The sequence below is a fragment of the Saccharomonospora cyanea NA-134 genome, from assembly GCF_000244975.1.
In the GTDB taxonomy this organism is placed as follows: domain Bacteria; phylum Actinomycetota; class Actinomycetes; order Mycobacteriales; family Pseudonocardiaceae; genus Saccharomonospora; species Saccharomonospora cyanea.
Map to the genome: position 1 here is coordinate 3837489 of NZ_CM001440.1, position 15703 is coordinate 3853191.

16 protein-coding genes are annotated in these 15703 nt (G+C 68.9%); 6 read left to right on the forward strand and 10 right to left on the reverse strand.

What is annotated here, in order from left to right; translation table 11 throughout:
* Positions 1 to 91: 91 nt before the first annotated feature.
* A complete protein-coding gene (locus tag SACCYDRAFT_RS17765; RefSeq protein ID WP_043536615.1) occupies positions 92 to 592 on the reverse strand; it encodes an ArsR/SmtB family transcription factor in 501 nt (166 codons plus the stop codon).
* A gap of 63 nt (positions 593 to 655) precedes the next feature.
* Between SACCYDRAFT_RS17765 and SACCYDRAFT_RS17770 the strand changes: the two genes are divergently transcribed.
* A complete protein-coding gene (locus SACCYDRAFT_RS17770; RefSeq protein WP_005458283.1) occupies positions 656 to 1963 on the forward strand; it encodes an MFS transporter in 1308 nt (435 codons plus the stop codon).
* Here the strand turns inward: SACCYDRAFT_RS17770 and dapF are convergent.
* The 3 genes from dapF to SACCYDRAFT_RS17785 are packed head-to-tail and all read right to left on the reverse strand — an operon-like array spanning position 1896 to position 4345.
* Positions 1896 to 2732, reverse strand: a complete 837-nt coding sequence (gene dapF, locus SACCYDRAFT_RS17775) for a diaminopimelate epimerase (RefSeq protein WP_005458284.1) — start codon at positions 2730 to 2732, stop codon at positions 1896 to 1898. The two genes, SACCYDRAFT_RS17770 and dapF, sit on opposite strands and share 68 nt — an antisense overlap.
* Positions 2733 to 2741: 9 nt before the next feature.
* Positions 2742 to 3644: a tRNA (adenosine(37)-N6)-dimethylallyltransferase MiaA gene (miaA, locus tag SACCYDRAFT_RS17780; RefSeq protein WP_005458286.1), complete on the reverse strand. Its 903-nt coding sequence runs from the start codon at positions 3642 to 3644 to the stop codon at positions 2742 to 2744.
* Entirely contained in the window at positions 3641 to 4345 is a 705-nt protein-coding gene (locus SACCYDRAFT_RS17785) for a class III extradiol ring-cleavage dioxygenase family protein (protein ID WP_005458287.1), read from the reverse strand. The genes miaA and SACCYDRAFT_RS17785 overlap by 4 nt, the downstream gene beginning before the upstream one ends.
* A 173-nt stretch (positions 4346 to 4518) precedes the next feature.
* Here SACCYDRAFT_RS17785 and SACCYDRAFT_RS17790 point away from each other — a divergent pair, with 173 nt between their 5' ends.
* Positions 4519 to 5892 (forward strand): DUF349 domain-containing protein, encoded by a 1374-nt coding sequence (locus tag SACCYDRAFT_RS17790; protein WP_005458289.1) that lies wholly within the window; start codon positions 4519 to 4521, stop codon positions 5890 to 5892.
* Positions 5893 to 5936: 44 nt separating this feature from the next.
* Here the strand turns inward: SACCYDRAFT_RS17790 and SACCYDRAFT_RS17795 are convergent, their stop codons facing one another.
* Together SACCYDRAFT_RS17795 and miaB are read right to left on the reverse strand one after the other, a co-directional pair.
* Positions 5937 to 6437, reverse strand: coding sequence for an Rv2732c family membrane protein (locus SACCYDRAFT_RS17795; protein WP_005458291.1), 501 nt, complete (start codon positions 6435 to 6437; stop codon positions 5937 to 5939).
* Complete coding sequence (gene miaB / locus SACCYDRAFT_RS17800; protein ID WP_005458293.1) at positions 6434 to 7930, reverse strand: tRNA (N6-isopentenyl adenosine(37)-C2)-methylthiotransferase MiaB; 1497 nt, start codon at positions 7928 to 7930, stop codon at positions 6434 to 6436. Before miaB ends, SACCYDRAFT_RS17795 begins: the two co-directional genes overlap by 4 nt.
* A gap of 253 nt (positions 7931 to 8183) precedes the next feature.
* Between miaB and SACCYDRAFT_RS17805 the strand changes: the two genes are divergently transcribed.
* From SACCYDRAFT_RS17805 to SACCYDRAFT_RS17820, 4 genes are all read left to right on the forward strand, one after another.
* The gene (locus tag SACCYDRAFT_RS17805; RefSeq protein WP_198285036.1) at positions 8184 to 8912 is read left to right on the forward strand and encodes an amino acid ABC transporter ATP-binding protein; all 729 of its coding nucleotides are present in this window, start codon (positions 8184 to 8186) and stop codon (positions 8910 to 8912) included.
* A gap of 52 nt (positions 8913 to 8964) precedes the next feature.
* Positions 8965 to 9879: a glutamate ABC transporter substrate-binding protein gene (locus SACCYDRAFT_RS17810; RefSeq protein WP_005458297.1), complete on the forward strand. Its 915-nt coding sequence runs from the start codon at positions 8965 to 8967 to the stop codon at positions 9877 to 9879.
* Positions 9880 to 9979: 100 nt separating this feature from the next.
* Positions 9980 to 10627 (forward strand): amino acid ABC transporter permease, encoded by a 648-nt coding sequence (locus tag SACCYDRAFT_RS17815; protein WP_005458298.1) that lies wholly within the window; start codon positions 9980 to 9982, stop codon positions 10625 to 10627.
* On the forward strand, positions 10624 to 11484 hold the full coding sequence (locus SACCYDRAFT_RS17820) for an amino acid ABC transporter permease (RefSeq protein WP_005458299.1): 861 nt from the start codon (positions 10624 to 10626) through the stop codon (positions 11482 to 11484). Before SACCYDRAFT_RS17815 ends, SACCYDRAFT_RS17820 begins: the two co-directional genes overlap by 4 nt.
* A gap of 73 nt (positions 11485 to 11557) precedes the next feature.
* Here SACCYDRAFT_RS17820 and SACCYDRAFT_RS17825 read toward each other — a convergent pair whose 3' ends face one another.
* The 4 genes from SACCYDRAFT_RS17825 to SACCYDRAFT_RS17840 all read right to left on the reverse strand — a co-directional run bounded on the left by SACCYDRAFT_RS17825 (position 11558) and on the right by SACCYDRAFT_RS17840 (position 15427).
* Positions 11558 to 12313, reverse strand: a complete 756-nt coding sequence (locus tag SACCYDRAFT_RS17825; protein ID WP_005458300.1) for a succinate dehydrogenase/fumarate reductase iron-sulfur subunit — start codon at positions 12311 to 12313, stop codon at positions 11558 to 11560.
* Position 12314: 1 nt separating this feature from the next.
* Positions 12315 to 14231, reverse strand: coding sequence for a fumarate reductase/succinate dehydrogenase flavoprotein subunit (locus SACCYDRAFT_RS17830; RefSeq protein WP_005458301.1), 1917 nt, complete (start codon positions 14229 to 14231; stop codon positions 12315 to 12317).
* A gap of 70 nt (positions 14232 to 14301) precedes the next feature.
* On the reverse strand, positions 14302 to 15162 hold the full coding sequence (locus SACCYDRAFT_RS17835; protein ID WP_005458302.1) for a hypothetical protein: 861 nt from the start codon (positions 15160 to 15162) through the stop codon (positions 14302 to 14304).
* Entirely contained in the window at positions 15137 to 15427 is a 291-nt protein-coding gene (locus SACCYDRAFT_RS17840; protein ID WP_005458303.1) for a hypothetical protein, read from the reverse strand. The genes SACCYDRAFT_RS17835 and SACCYDRAFT_RS17840 overlap by 26 nt, the downstream gene beginning before the upstream one ends.
* Positions 15428 to 15703 lie beyond the last annotated feature (276 nt).

The following is a 15703-nucleotide window of genomic DNA, read 5'->3' on the forward strand; positions in this document are numbered from 1 at the left end:
GCTGCCCGCCACGACCTGGGCGCTGCCCTCGGCCCTGCCCGCTGCGCTCACGTCCGACACGCGCGCCCGGAGAGAGGACCGCGCTCACCTGTCAGCTGCCCGGATACAACGCCACGTACACGGCGGTGCGGTCGGCGTCGGCGTCGATCGGTTCGTCGGCGAACTCCTCCAGCAGGTCCTGCAGGCGACGGCGGAACTCCTCGCGCCGCTCCGAGGGCACCTGGGCGACCAGCCGCCACTGCTCCACGTTGCGGACTCCCGCCTCGGCGACCTCCGCGAGGAACGCCTCGAGCAGGGCTTCGTCGACATCGGGTTCGTGGCCGGTGTCGAGCCGCCAGGACAGCCCCGTCGAGCGGTACGGGATCTCCTTCGCGCCGCGGGTGCCGCGCCTCGCCGGCTCCGGTCTGAGGAATCCGGCGTCCACGAGTTTGCGGACGTGGTGCAACGTGGTGGCCGGATCACGTCCGAGCCGCTGTGCCAGCTCCTTGTTGGTCAGGGCTGTCGCATGAGTCAGCCGGATGATCCGTAGGCGTACTCCCGAGGCGAGGGCCCGCACCTCGGCCTCCGTCGCCTTCCGTCGCTTCGTCACCACGGGCTCACGATATGCCGCCACACTGATTGACAGTTTCCAATCACTGGGGCGACACTGGCGGCCATGACTGGGGACACGCTGTGGTGGCACCGTGACTTCCGGCTGCTCTGGGCAGGCGAGACCGCCAGCCAGTTCGGAACCTTCGTGAGCCGCACGGTGCTGCCCGTGCTCGCCGTGACGACGCTCGCCGCCACACCACTCGAGATGGGTGTGCTGACGGCGGCCGAGAACGCCGCCTTTCTCGTGCTGGGCCTTCCCGCCGGCGTGTGGGTCGACCGAGTGCGACGAAGACCCGTCATGGTGTGGGCCGATCTCCTTCGGGGGCTCCTGCTGCTGACGGTCCCCGTCGCCTGGTGGCTCGGCGTCCTCACCCTGGCCCACCTCGTCGCCGTGGCCACACTCGTCGGCGTCGCCACGGTGTTCTTCGACGTCGCCTACCAGTCGTACCTGCCCTCCCTGGTGGGGCGGGAGAAACTCATCGAGGGCAACGCGAAGCTGCAGGCCAGCCAGTCGGTCGCGAACGTGGCGGGCCCCGGGCTCGCGGGGACGCTGACCCACCTCGCAGGCGCCGCGAACGCGCTGGTCACCGTCGGTGGGAGCTACCTGGCGTCCGCGTGGCTGCTCCGGCGGATCCGCGCCGAGGAACCGTCACCGGAGCGCGACGGCCCCGTACGACTGCGGGCACAGGTGGCCGAGGGTCTGCGGTTCGTCTTCGGGAGCCCGGCCCTGCGCGCGATCACACTCTGCACCGCGTCGGGCAACCTGATGGGTGGGGCGTTCACCGCCGTGGAAGTCCTGTTCCTCACCCGCGACCTCCGGCTGTCCCCGGGTGAGGTGGGGTGGGCGCTCGCCTGCCACGGCTTCGGCGGGGTGCTCGGCGCGGTCACAGCGGGCTGGTGCCTGCGCCGGATCGGACTCGTCCGCGCCGTCTGGCTCGTGCCGCTGCTGACCTGGCCCGCGCAACTGCTCGTGCCGCTGTCCGAACCGGGCTGGCGCGTGACACTGGCCGGTGTCGGGTTCGTGGCCGTCGGCTACGGGGTCATCGTCTACAACGTGGCCCAGGTCAGCTACCGCCAGACCCTGTGTCCCGACCACCTGCTGGGCCGGATGAACGCGAGCGTGCGGTTCGTCGTGTGGGGCGTCCTGCCGATCGGCGGGCTGCTCGGTGGCGTGCTGGGCGAGACTTTGGGAGTCCGCACCACCGTGTGGCTGACCTCGGCGGGGCTCGCCTGCTCCGCGCTGTGGGCGCTGCTGTTGCCACTGCGAGGCGCGAAGGACACGTCACGGCACCTCGTCCCGGGAACTAACCGAGAGCGTCCCACCACGCGGGGTCGAGCTCGCCCTTCGCGACGAACACCGCGGGCCCGGTGAGTGTCGAGGTCTCCTTGCCCACGGTCACGGACACCCGGCCCCCGGGAACATCCACTGTGGATTCTCCGGTGTCGTCGCCGCGCAGGTGCAGCGCCGCCGCGACCGCCGCGACCGTGCCGGTGCCGCACGCCCGCGTCTCCCCCACACCACGTTCGTGAACCCGCATCCGCAACGCGTCGGGGCCGAGGACGTTGACGAACTCCAGGTTGACCCCGTCGGGGAACACCTCGGTGTCGTACCGCGGAGCCCGGCTCAGATCCAGCGTGCTCACGTCGTCGTCGATCACGGACACGAGGTGCGGGTTGCCCACGTCCACGGCGACCCCGGAGACCTGCCTCCCGTCCACGACGGCCACCGAGGTGCCCGTCACCGTGGCCGGTCCCATGTGCACGGTCACCGAGAGGTCCCCGGAGGCGTCGCTGCGCACCCGCACCGGCCGGTCGCCCGCCCTGGTGCCCACGGCGAACTCCGGCCCCGCCTCCAGCCCCGCCTCGACGAGGTAGCGAGCGAACACGCGGGTGCCGTTGCCGCACATCTCGGCCAGGGACCCGTCGGCGTTGCGGTAGTCCATGAACCACTCGCCCTTCGACTCGACGCCGAGCGCGGCCGAGCGCACGACCCTGAGCACCCCGTCGGCACCGAGCCCCTGCTGCCGGTCGCACAACGCCGCGACCCGCTGCGGGGTCAGCTCCAGCGACGCGTCGGGGTCGGGCAGGAGCACGAAGTCGTTCTGTGTGCCGTGTCCCTTGAGGAACTCGATGCCAGCCATGCCCCAAGGCTACTGGCCGAGGTGGGCCAGCACGGCGTCGACCAGGTTCGCCGCCCCGCCGTCCAGCCAGGTGATGCGGTCGTCACGCCGGAACCACGACCGCTGCCTGCGCACGAACCGCCGCGTGGCCACGATCGTGTCCCGCGCGGCGGCGTCGAGGTCACCGTCGCCCGCGAGCGCGTCGAGCACCTGGCGGTACCCGAGGGCCCGTGACGCTGTTCTCCCCCGCCGCAGCCCGCGCTGTTCGAGCCGCCGCACCTCGTCCACGAGCCCGGCGGCGAACATGTGCTCCACCCGGAGTTCCACGCGTTCGTCGAGCTCGTCCGCTTCCCGGTCGATTCCGATCAGGACGGTCCCGTACCTCGGCGGCCCCGGGGTGGGCAGGTTCGCAGAGAACGGCTCTCCGGTGAGGGCGATGACCTCCAGCGCGCGCACGACGCGTCGCGTGTCGCTGGGCAGGATCGTCACGGCGGCCTTCGGGTCGAGCATCGCGAGCCTGCGGTGCAGCGCGGCCGTCCCCTCCTCCCGCGCCTGCTCCTCCAGGTTCCGCCGCACGGCCGGATCCGTTCCGGGGAACCTCAGGTCGTCCACGATCGCCTGGACGTACAGGCCCGACCCACCGACGATCACCGGAACCCGGCCCGCCGCGAGCAGTGACTCGATGGTGGCGCGCGCCTGCTTCTGGTACGCGGCCACCGACGCGGTCTCGGTCACGTCGAGGACGTCGAGCAGGTGGTGGGGCACACCCTTGCGCTCCTGTCGAGTGGCCTTCGCCGTACCGATGTCCATGCCGCGGTACAGCTGCATGGCGTCGGCGTTGACGACCTCACCGCCCAGTGCGAGCGCGAGTTCGACCCCGAGCGCGGTCTTGCCGGTGGCGGTGGGCCCGACGACGGCGACGGGGGTGATCATCGCCGGATCCACTTCGCGACGTGATAGGCCACACCGAACGGAGCCTGCGAGTACACCAGTTCCCCGCGCCAGCCGCCGGACGACCGGGCGAACCCCGCGAGGACCTGCCATGCCGCCCGGCCCTCCGCCTGGAGTTCGGTCGCGAGTGCCGGGTCGAGCGACAACAGTGCCTCGCAGTCGGCCTCGGCCAGCGCCGTGCGCACCACCGTGTCGAACCCCTCCGCCCTGGCGTCGGGCCAGCCGGGCGGTGCCGTGTCGTGGCGCGTGGACCCGTCGCCGAGTACGAGCAGACCACCCTCGTCCGCCCCACCGAATCGCTCACCGAGAGCCACGCACTCCGCGACGTCCGTGTCCTCGGCCACCAGCTCCACCCGCACCGACTCGGCACCGGCCTGCTCCCGAAGCCACCCCGCCAGCAGGGCGGGCAGGGGAAGCCGGCTCGGTGCGGTGGCGGGACCGGAGCCGGAAAGCGAGACCGGGACGTCCACGCCGAAACCACGGAAGCTGCCGCACGCGTCGACGTCCACGGTCTGCCGCCCGGACGCCACGCCCACGGCCACCCAACGTCGGCTGACCTGCGCCAGCGCCCGCGCGGCGGCCACCGTCGCGTCCCGCACGGCGGCGCTGCGCTCGACCAGACCGGGCACGAGATCGGGCACGAGCAGCGGCGGCGAGGGCACCACGACGGCACACGAGATCACGCGTCCCGAGGTTACCGGCAGCGTCCCGGGAGGTATCTATCGAGGCATGGAGTACCCATCAGCGGTATTACCTGTTTGAATGCGGCCTACAGACCCGTACACGCAGCACCCGGCCCCGCACACCGCGGGGCGCCCGCGAGTCACGCGGGCCGGACAGCGAGAAGGAGCCGGCCATGGCCGAGCAGAACACCCCACGCGGCAGTGACGTCCCCGGCGTCGGCGGCGTCGGCAACGCCCCCGAAACCCCGGAGGTGCCGTCGGACGTCCCCACGCCACACCAGGTGCCCCAGTCCTCCGGAGGCACGCAGGCGCCCGCTGTGCCGGTCGCCGAGACGCACCCGTCGCGCTGGGGACGTGTCGCCGACGATGGCACCGTCTACGTACGCACGGCCGACGGTGAACGTGCCGTGGGCGTGTGGCAGGCCGGCTCGGCCGACGAGGGGCTGATGCACTACGCCCGCAAGTTCGACGACCTGCGGACCGAGGTGGAACTGCTGGAGACGAGGCTGGCCTCGGGGGCAGGCGACCCGAAGCAGGCACTGTCCAGCGCCGTGCACCTGCGGGACGGTCTCGCCGAGGCGGCCGTCGTCGGCGACCTCGACGCTCTCCGCGCGCGGCTCGACCACGTCGTCGAACACGCGGAGAAGGCGCTCGAGCGCAGCCGCCGGGAACGGGAGCAGGCGAGGGCCGAGGCGGTGGCACGCAAGCAGGCTCTCGTGGAGGAGGCGGAGGAGATCGCCACGTCGTCGACCCAGTGGAAGGCCGCGGGCGACCGGCTCAAGGCCATCCTCGAGGAGTGGAAGACGATCAAGGGCGTCGACCGCAAGACGGACGACGAGCTGTGGAAGCGGTTCTCCAAGGCCCGGGAGTCGTTCAGCAGGCGCCGGGGCTCCCACTTCGCCGAACTCGACAAGCAGCGCGCCGCCGCGAAGCGTCGCAAGGAAGAGCTGATCGAGGAGGCCGAAAGCCTTTCCGACTCCACCGACTGGGGCCCGACCGCGGGGCGCTACAAGGAGCTCATGGCCGAGTGGAAGGCCGCGGGCCGGGCGCCCAAGGACGCCGACGACGCCCTGTGGCAGCGGTTCCGGGCTGCGCAGGACGCGTTCTTCTCCCGCCGGGCCGCGGCGTTCTCGGAACGCGACGCGGAGTTCGCGGAGAACGCGGCACGCAAGGAGGAACTGCTGGCAGAGGCCGAGAAGCTCGACCCTTCGGCCAACCTGGACGCCGCCAAGGCCCAGTTCCGGCGTATCCAGGAGAGCTGGGACGAGATCGGGAAGGTGCCGAGGGAGCGCATTCGCGAACTCGACGGACGCCTGAAGGCCGTCGCCGACCGCATCCGGTCGGCCGAGGACGCCCGCTGGCGCCGCACCGACCCCGAGGCCGAGGCGCGGGCCGCGCAGTTCCGGGAGCGGGTCGAGCAACTGGAGGCTCAGGCCTCGAAGGCACGCGCCGCGGGCGACGAGCGCCGCGCGAAGCGGGCCGAGGAGCAGGCCGCGCAGTGGCGCGAGTGGCTGCGCACCGCGGAGGAGGCTCTCGCCAACCGCTGACGCGGATCAGCCCTGGTGGTGGGGAGCTCGTCGCTCCCCACCACTCAGTGCCGGGACCACGCGAGCTTCATCCACTGGAACGCCAGGACCGCCATCGCGATCGACGCGATCACCAACCCGATGCCCGGGCCCGCGCCCGCGACGCCGCTGATACCCGAAGACTGCTGTGACCACACGGCGAGGATGCCGTCGACGAACGCGAACCAGCCGCCGACCGCGCACACCCACGTCAGCCACCACCGGCGGGTCGCCAACGTGATCGCCGAGACGAGCACGCCGAAGAAACCGGACGTCGCGGCGAACAACTGCGGGATCGCGCCCGCCTCCCCGAGCAACACCTGCCAGCCGGGACTGCCGTCGACCCACGGCAGCACGAACCCGACCAGCAGGGCGAACACGAACACCGCGATGGTGAAACCGCGTCGCCCGAACTCCACCGTCCGCACGGTCCTGCCGAGGGTGGCGTCGACGTCAGCGGCGAGTTGGTCGAGGTCGCCACGGTCTTCCGGTTGCTGCGGGTGCTTCGAACCGGTCTCGTCGTTCACAGCGAACACCCTCCCGCGTCAGCGCCGGCGGCAGCACCCACGGACGCCTTCGGCGCGGCGCCGAACGAGGGCAGCCCGAGGCTGACCCCCTTCGTCTTCGGGCGCAGCCCGGCCTCCACGTTGTCCCCCGCCTTCGTGCGTCGGTGCGACAGCACGTCGCCGTCGGCGACCAGGTGGTGCGGGGCCGCGTACGTGATCGTGGTCTCCACGACGTCACCGGGCCGGATCTCCCGGTCGACGACGCTGCCGCTGGGCGTGAAGTGCACGAGCCTGCCGTCGCGGGCACGGCCGCTCATCCGGTGGGTCTCGGCGTCCTTGCGGCCCTCTCCCGCGGCGACGAGCAGCTCGACGGTGTTGCCGACCAGCTTCTTGTTCTCCTGCCACGCGATGTCGTTCTGGAGCTCGACCAACCGGTCGTAGCGCTCCTGCACGACCTCCTTCGGCACCTGGCCGGGCATGTCGGCCGCCGGTGTTCCGGGACGCTGCGAGTACTGGAACGTGAAGGCGCTCGAGAACCGGGCCTGCCGCACGACCTGGAGGGTCTGCTCGAAGTCCTCCTCCGTCTCCCCCGGGAAGCCGACGATGATGTCGGTGGTGATGGCCGCGTCCGGCATGGCCGCCCGCACCCTGTCCAGGATCGAGAGGAAGCGCGTGGAGCGGTAGGAGCGGCGCATCGCCTTCAACACGCGGTCGGAACCCGACTGCAACGGCATGTGGAGCTGGTGGCAGACGTTCGGGGTCTCGGCCATCGCGTCGATCACGTCGTCGGTGAAGGCCGCGGGGTGCGGTGAGGTGAAGCGCACGCGTTCGAGTCCCTCCACGGAACCGCACGCCCGTAGCAGCTTCCCGAAGGCGTGCCGGTCGCCGAACTCGACACCGTAGGAGTTGACGTTCTGCCCGAGCAGCGTCACTTCGAGGACGCCTTCGGCCACGAGCGCCTCGACCTCGGCGAGGATCTCGCCGGGACGCCGATCGCGCTCCTTTCCGCGCAGCGAAGGAACGATGCAGAAGGTGCACGTGTTGTTGCAGCCGACGGAGATCGACACCCAACCGGAGTAGGCGGACTCCCGGCGCGCGGGCAGCGTCGACGGGAAGGTCTCCAGCGACTCCAGGATCTCCACCTGTGCCTCGGCGTTGTGCCGGGCGCGCTCCAGCAGGACGGGCAGCGACGAGATGTTGTGCGTGCCGAAGACGACGTCCACCCACGGCGCCCGCTTCACGATCTCGCCGCGGTCCTTCTGCGCGAGGCACCCGCCGACGGCGATCTGCATCCCCGGCTTCGACGTCTTGGCCGCGCGCAGGTGACCGAGGTGTCCGTAGAGCTTGTTGTCGGCGTTCTCGCGCACCGCGCAGGTGTTCAACACGACCACGTCGGGGTCCTCACCGTCCGTGGCGAGCGCGTAGCCTGCGTCCTCCAACTGACCGGCGAGGCGCTCCGAGTCGTGCACGTTCATCTGGCACCCGAAGGTGCGGATCGCGTAGGTGCGGGTCACGTCTGCCAGGGTAGGTCAACGGCATCTCGCCACCTCACCGCGTCCGGACGGCACCGTCTCGTTAGGGTTCTGTAACGCTCTCGCGGGGGCGGCCCCATGTAGCCTCCGTGAACACTTAAGGTTGCTTTTTGATTCAAAGAGCACGCCGGATTGCCCCAAAGGTGTTAAATCCACGTGTTGCCCGTGACAACCCGCGACCCGCGGCTTGCCGTGTGATGGAGGTCAGATGAGCACCGCGACGCCAGCACCGCCGATGATCAAGGCGGCGGCGGTGAACAAGCATTTCGGCGACCTGCACGTGCTCAAGGACATCGACTTCGAGGTGCCCAAGGGCCAGGTCGTCGTGATCCTTGGGCCGTCGGGCTCCGGCAAGTCGACACTGTGCCGCGCCATCAACCGGCTCGAACCCATCGACACCGGTGAGATCCACATCGACGGCAAGCCGCTGCCCGCGGAGGGCAAGGCGCTCGCCGCCCTCCGCGCGGATGTGGGCATGGTCTTCCAGCAGTTCAACCTGTTCGCGCACAAGACGATTCTCGAAAACGTCACACTCGGCCCCACGAGGGTGCGCAAGGTCGGCGCCGAGGAGGCGCGGAAGACGGCACTGGAGCTGCTCGACCGGGTCGGCATCGCGAACCAGGCGCAGAAGTACCCCGCACAGCTCTCCGGTGGTCAGCAGCAGCGTGCCGCGATCGCGCGGGCACTGGCGATGCGCCCCAAGGTCATGCTGTTCGACGAGCCGACCTCCGCGCTGGACCCCGAGATGGTCCAGGAGGTGCTCGACACCATGACCGAGCTCGCCGACGCCGGCATGACGATGCTCGTGGTCACCCACGAGATGGGGTTCGCCCGCAGGGCCGCCCACCGCGTGGTGTTCATGTCCGACGGCGAGATCGTCGAGGACTCGACACCCGACGAGTTCTTCACCGCGCCGAGGTCCGAGCGGGCGAAGGACTTCCTCGGCAAGATCCTCACTCACTGACACATGTCGTGGCGGCATCGGCCGCCTCAACCGGAAAACAGGAGAGGTGCACATGAAGATTCGCACCCTGACGGTGGGACTGCTGGCCGCGGGCCTCGCCCTCACCGCATGCGGCAAGGAGGGAACGCCGTCCGACGCCGGCGGCTCGAACGGCGACGGTGGCAACACCGCCGCCCTGAGCTACGAGGTGGCCAAGGACGTCACCGTCGAGGGCTCCCCGACCTTCGACAAGATGAAGAAGGCCGGCCACGTCGTCGTCGGTGTCAAGGAGGACCAGCCGAACCTGGGCTACAAGGACCCGACGACGGGCGAGTACAGCGGCTTCGACGTCGAGATCGCCCGGCTCGTATCGGCCAAGCTCGGCTTCGACCCGAAGTCCATCGAGTACAAGGCCGTCCCCTCCGCCGGTCGTGAGCAGGCCATCATCAACGGCGACGTCGACTACTACGTCGGCACGTACACGATCAACGACAAGCGCAAGCAGCAGATCAGCTTCGCGGGTCCGTACTTCGTCGCCGGTCAGGGCCTGCTGGTCGCCAAGGACAACAACGACATCAACGGCAAGGACGACCTCAAGGGCAAGAAGGTCTGCTCCGTGAGCGGGTCCACCCCGATCCAGCGAGTGCGTGACGAGGGTCTGACCGAGTCCGGCAACATCGTCGAACTCCAGACCTACTCGCAGTGTGTGTCCGAACTGCTCAACGGCCAGGTCGACGCTGTCACCACCGACGACGCCATCCTGCTCGGCTACGCCGCCCAGGACCCCGACAACCTGAAGGTCGTCGGTGAGTCCTTCTCCGAGGAGCCCTACGGCATCGGCCTGCCCAAGGAGGACGACGCCCTCCGGGACAAGGTGAACGACATCCTGGAAGAGGCGATGGACGACGGCACGTGGAAGAAGATCTACGACGCCACGCTCGGCAAGTCGGGTAACGAGGCCGACATGCCGGAAGTCGACCGCTACTGACGCCGACGCCGGCCCTCGGTGGTGACCCGCCCGAAAGGCGGAGCCGCCGAGGGCCGTCCATGTCGGCAGCCCCATCTGTCCCCGCACCACCGAGGGAAACATGGACGTACTGCTGGACAACCTGGACCTGTACGGGCCGGGTTTTCTCAACACCATCAAACTGTTCGTCTTGTCGGCGATCGGCTCGTTGGTGCTGGGCACGATCCTGGCGATGTTGCGGGTGAGCCCGGTCCCGATCCTGCGCGCCGCGGGTGCCGCGTACGTGACGCTGTTCCGTAACACGCCGCTGACGCTGCTGTTCTTCTTCTTCGTCTTCGCCTACCCGCTGCTGGACATCATCGACCTGTCGTACTTCTGGGCCGCCATCGTGGCGTTGACCGTGTACACGTCGGCGTTCGTGTGCGAGGTCGTGCGTTCGGGCATCAACACCGTGCCCGTCGGCCAGGCGGAGGCCGCCCGCGCCATCGGCCTCACGTTCGGCCAGACACTGGGTCAGATCATCCTTCCGCAGGCGACGCGCTCCGTGGTGCCGCCGATGGTCAGCACCATGATCGCGTTGCTGAAGAACACCACGATCGCGGCCGGGTTCTCGGTCGTGGAGGCGGGAGCGATCCAGAACTACCTGTCCGAACGCGGGTACAGCGTGCTGATCGGCCTGCTGTGGGTGGCGCTGGGCTTCGTCATCCTGATCACTCCGCTGACCCTGCTGCAACGTAGCCTCGAGAAGCGCTGGAGCGTGGCCCGATGAGCGCTGTCCTGTTCGACGTCCCGGGGCCGAAGGCGCGAGTGCGGCACCGCGGCTACGCGGTCGCCGGCGTGCTCGCCGTCGCGGCGATCATCGGATACATCGTCTACAAGTTCGCGGAAGCCGGTCAGTTCGACGCCGAGATCTGGGAGTGGATCCTCTACGAGCAGATCCAGCTCGAGATCGTCGACGCGCTGCTCAACACGCTGCGCGCGTTCGCGGCCGCGGCGGTACTGGCGCTCGCGTTCGGCGCGGTCTTCGCCGCGGCCAGGCTGTCCGACCACGCGTTCCTGCGCGTTCCGGCGACGCTGATCGTGGAGTTCTTCCGCGCCGTGCCGCTCGTGGTGATGATCTTCTTCTTCCACTACGGGCTCGCGCTGGGCGCACCGTTCTACTCGGTGGTGCTCGGCCTGACGCTGTACAACGGCTCGGTGCTCGCCGAGGTGTTCCGCGCGGGAATCCTGTCGCTGCCCAAGGGGCAGAGCGAGGCGGCGTACGCGATCGGCATGCGCAAGACCCAGGTGATGCGCCTGGTGCTGTTGCCGCAGGCCCTGCGCGCGATGCTGCCCGCCATCATCAGCCAGCTCGTGGTGTTGCTCAAGGACACCGCACTCGGCTTCCTCATCACCTACGAGGAGCTGCTGCGCTACGCCCGCTACCTCGGCGGCATCATCGAGTTCGACCGGCCGCTCATCCCGATCACGATCGTGGTCGGTGCCATGTACATCCTGATGTGCCTGGCGTTGACCGGTGTGGCGAAGTGGCTGGAAGCCCGCAACCGGCGCAGCAAGAAGACGCTGGCGGTGGACGTCACGGCCGAGACCGAGGAAGGCGTGCTCACCGACGGCAAGCCCGCCTGACCGGCACGCCGACTCGTGGGACCGGCGAGGGCCGCCGTCACCTGGGAACGGTGACGACGGCCCTCGCCGTGTGTCAGCCCCTGCTACGGCGGAACAGCTTGTTGCCCAACCACACCACGGGGTCGTAGCGCCGGTCTGCCACGCGCTCCTTCATGGGGATCAGCGCGTTGTCGGTGATGTGGATGTTCTCCGGGCACACTTCCGTGCAGCACTTGGTGATGTTGCAGTAGCCGAGCCCGTGTTCGGCCTGGGCGGCGTCCCTGCGGTCGGCCACGTCGAGCGGATGCATCTCCAGCTCCGCGATACGCATGAGGAAGCGTGGCCCGGCGAAGGCGGGCTTGTTCTCCTCGTGGTCGCGGATCACGTGGCAGACGTTCTGGCACAGGAAGCACTCGATGCACTTGCGGAACTCCTGCGAACGCTCCACGTCGACCTGTTGCATGCGGTACTCGCCCGGTTCCAGCTCCGGTGGCGGGGCGAAAGCCGGGATCTCCCGTGCCTTGGTGTAGTTGTAGGACACGTCCGTCACGAGGTCCCGCACCACCGGGAACGTCCGCATCGGGGTCACGGTGATGACATCCTCGGGGCGGAACACCGACAGGCGCGTCATGCACAGCAGCCTCGGTCTGCCGTTGACCTCGGCCGAGCAGGACCCGCACTTGCCCGCCTTGCAGTTCCACCGCACGGCCAGGTCGGGGGCCTGCGTGGCCTGCAGCCGGTGGATCAGGTCGAGCACCACCTCGCCCTCGTTGGCTTCGACGGTGTAGTCACGCAACTCCCCGGCTCCGTCGTCACCGCGCCAGACCCGCAACTTCGCCTCGTAACCCATGTCAGGCCGTCCTTTCCGGATGGTCGGCCAGTTCCTCGTCGGTGTAGTACTTCTCCAGCTCCGCCAGCTCGAACAGACCGAGCAGGTCGGCCCGCATCGGTTCCTGTTCCTTGCTGGTGACCTCGACGTGCGGGATCGGAGCCTCCTCGCCGGTGACCGAGCACACGAGCAGCGTGTTGCGCCACCGCGCGTCCATCTGCGGATAGTCGTCGCGGGTGTGGCCGCCCCTGCTCTCGGTGCGCCGCAGTGCCGCGCGCGCCACGCACTCGCTGACGAGCAGCATGTTCCGCAGGTCCAGGGCCAGGTGCCAGCCGGGGTTGTACTGGCGATGCCCTTCCACCGTGACGCCCCGCAGTCTGCCCCGGATCTCGTCGAGCTTCTCCAGGGCCTTCTCCATCTCGTCGGCCGTGCGGATGATGCCCACGAGATCGTTCATGCACTGTTGCAGCTCGGACTGCAGCGTGTAGGGGTTCTCCGGTTCCTGCCCGTCACGAGGCGGGTCGAACGGGGCCAGCGCGGTCCGCGCGGCCACCGCGACGTCCACTTCGGACGCCTGAGGGCGTTCGGTGAGTGACTCGACGTAGTCGGCCGCACCGAGCCCCGCCCGGCGGCCGAACACCAGGAGGTCAGACAGCGAGTTGCCGCCGAGCCGGTTGGAGCCGTGCATCCCGCCGGAGCACTCGCCCGCCGCGAACAACCCGGGCACGCTCGACGACGCCGTGTCCGGGTCGACCTCGATGCCGCCCATCACGTAGTGGCAGGTGGGACCGACCTCCATCGGCTCCGCCGTGATGTCCACGTCCGCGAGTTCGGTGAACTGGTGGTACATCGACGGCAGCCGCCGCTTGATCTCCTCGGCCGGCATGCGACTGGCGATGTCGAGGAAGACACCGCCGTGAGGGGAACCCCGCCCCTCCTTCACCTCGGTGTTGATCGCCCGGGCCACCTCGTCCCGCGGCAGCAGGTCAGGCGTCCGCCGGTTGTTGTCGGGGTCGGTGTACCAGCGGTCGGCCTCCTCCTCGGTCTCCGCGTACTGGCCCTTGAAGACGTCCGGGACGTAGTTGAACATGAACCGCTCGCCCTCGGAGTTGCGCAGCACACCGCCGTCGCCGCGCACCCCTTCCGTGACGAGGATGCCCTTCACGCTGGGCGGCCAGACCATCCCGGTGGGATGGAACTGGACGAACTCCATGTTGATCAGTGTCGCCCCGGCCCGCAGCGCCAGTGCGTGCCCGTCGCCGGTGTACTCCCAGGAGTTCGACGTGACCTTGAACGACTTGCCGATACCTCCGGTGGCGAGCACGACGGCCGGTGTTTCGAACAGCACGAAACGGCCCGACTCGCGCCAGTAGCCGAACGCACCGGCGATGGCACCGTCGGAGGTGAGCAGCTCCGTCACGGTGCACTCGCCGAACACCTTGAGCCTGGCCTCGTAGTCACCGTAGGTGGCGTGGTCCTGCTGCTGCAGCGACACGATCTTCTGCTGCATCGTGCGGATCAGTTCCAGCCCGGTCCGGTCACCGACGTGCGCCAGCCGGGGATAGGTGTGGCCGCCGAAGTTGCGTTGACTGATCCGCCCGTCTCCGGTGCGGTCGAACAGCGCGCCGTACGTCTCCAGCTCCCACACGCGGTCGGGAGCCTCCTTCGCGTGCAGCTCCGCCATGCGCCAGTTGTTGAGGAACTTCCCGCCGCGCATGGTGTCGCGGAAGTGCACCTGCCAGCCGTCGTTGGGGTTGGCGTTGCCCATCGACGCCGCGCACCCGCCCTCGGCCATGACGGTGTGCGCCTTGCCGAACAGCGACTTGCACACCACCGCGACGGAGAGTCCCCGCTGCCGCGCCTCGATCGCGGCCCGCAGGCCCGCACCACCGGCACCGATCACCACAACGTCGTAGCTGTGCCGTTCGACCTCGGTCATGGAAAGTTGGCCACCTTCGGTTGTCCGCCGTACCGCGCCGGGGCGCCCGCACGGCTGTCGTCGGAAGTTTTCAGTTGAGCAAGCGCAGGTCGGAGATCGTGTCCGTCGACACCAGCCACACGTAGAGGTCGGTGAGGACGAGCGTGCCCAGGGTGATCCAGGCGAACTGCATGTGCCGGACGTTGAGCCTGCTGACCTGCGTCCAGATCCAGTAGCGGACCGGGTTCTTCGAGAAGTGCTTCAGCCTGCCGCCCGTCACGTGCCGACAGGAGTGACACGACAGCGTGTAGCACCAGAGGAAGAACACGTTGACCAGCAGGATGATGTTGCCGAGTCCGATCCCGAAGCCCCGCTGGCCGCCGAACGCCACGACGGCGTCGTAAGTGTTGATCACCGTGATGACGAAGGCGACGTAGAAGAAGTACCGGTGCACGTTCTGGACGACGAGGGGCAGCCGCGTCTCACCCGTGTACCGGGCGTGCGGTTCGGTCACCGCGCAGGCGGGAGGCGCGAACCACACCGATCGGTAGTAGGCCTTGCGGTAGTAGTAGCAGGTGAGCCGGAACCCCAGCAGGAACGGCAACGACAGAAACGCCAGCGGGATGAAGCCGGGCAGCTCGCCGATCGGTGTGCCGAAGTGGCTCGACCCCGGCACGCAGGAATCACTCAGACACGGCGAGTAGAACGGCGTCAGGTAGTGGTGTTCCGCGTCCCAGTATCCCTCGCGCATGAACGAGCGAATGGTCGCGTAGACGACGAACGCGGTCAGACCGAGCGTGGTGAACAGCGGGGGAATCCACCACCGGTCGGCGCGCAGGGTTCGTCGGGTGAGCGCCGCGCGCGTCCGTACTGGCACGTCACCCGCTCCGTCTCCGGGATTCGTGGCCTCGCTCCTGTTCGAGTGGTCAGTGCTGGTCACGTTGATAACCACCCACGCCCTCGTCGTCGGCTCCCTTCCACAGCGCCGGGTCGTACGGGGTGTCGGGGATCTTCACGACGTCGGGCCGGGGACCGGACGCCTGCGCAGGCACGGGCGGCGCCTGCGCGAGTTCCTCGGCGTCGATGTCGAGCCGGTCGATGTCATTGGTGATCCGGCGCACGGCGGGCGATTCGCCGTACCGGGCTCTTAGCCCGCCCACACACTGCCTGAGCTGGCCGATGGCCCGGCGCAACTCCGTCATCTCGGCACTGGACATGATCACCCTCCGAATTCGTTGTCCGCGTCCGACACCGGTACGGCCGACTCTGCACCGGGACGCATCAATGTGACAAGTAGCACACCACTACCGTTTGACGTGACCAAGATCACTAAAGATCGCTATCTGGATCGATTTTGTTGCGGTGGGCCTGGGCTGTATCGTGCAAGCTGCCACACAGTCGCGACGCCATCGCCGCCGTCTCGTCTTCCCAGTTGCTCACACTGCGTAAGCAGTTCGTGCGCTCTTCACCCGCCGTGAATCGACCGGAGAACA

Coding starts and splice junctions, on each gene's coding strand:
- miaA (WP_005458286.1), bottom strand. CDS start 3,644: ATGATCACCCCCGTCGCCGTCGTCGGGCCCACCGCCACCGGCAAGACC.
- SACCYDRAFT_RS17815 (WP_005458298.1), top strand. CDS start 9,980: ATGGACGTACTGCTGGACAACCTGGACCTGTACGGGCCGGGTTTTCTC.
- SACCYDRAFT_RS17820 (WP_005458299.1), top strand. CDS start 10,624: ATGAGCGCTGTCCTGTTCGACGTCCCGGGGCCGAAGGCGCGAGTGCGG.
- SACCYDRAFT_RS17805 (WP_198285036.1), top strand. CDS start 8,184: ATGATCAAGGCGGCGGCGGTGAACAAGCATTTCGGCGACCTGCACGTG.
- SACCYDRAFT_RS17840 (WP_005458303.1), bottom strand. CDS start 15,427: ATGTCCAGTGCCGAGATGACGGAGTTGCGCCGGGCCATCGGCCAGCTC.
- SACCYDRAFT_RS17825 (WP_005458300.1), bottom strand. CDS start 12,313: ATGGGTTACGAGGCGAAGTTGCGGGTCTGGCGCGGTGACGACGGAGCC.
- SACCYDRAFT_RS17810 (WP_005458297.1), top strand. CDS start 8,965: ATGAAGATTCGCACCCTGACGGTGGGACTGCTGGCCGCGGGCCTCGCC.
- SACCYDRAFT_RS17770 (WP_005458283.1), top strand. CDS start 656: ATGACTGGGGACACGCTGTGGTGGCACCGTGACTTCCGGCTGCTCTGG.
- dapF (WP_005458284.1), bottom strand. CDS start 2,732: ATGGCTGGCATCGAGTTCCTCAAGGGACACGGCACACAGAACGACTTC.
- SACCYDRAFT_RS17790 (WP_005458289.1), top strand. CDS start 4,519: ATGGCCGAGCAGAACACCCCACGCGGCAGTGACGTCCCCGGCGTCGGC.
- SACCYDRAFT_RS17830 (WP_005458301.1), bottom strand. CDS start 14,231: ATGACCGAGGTCGAACGGCACAGCTACGACGTTGTGGTGATCGGTGCC.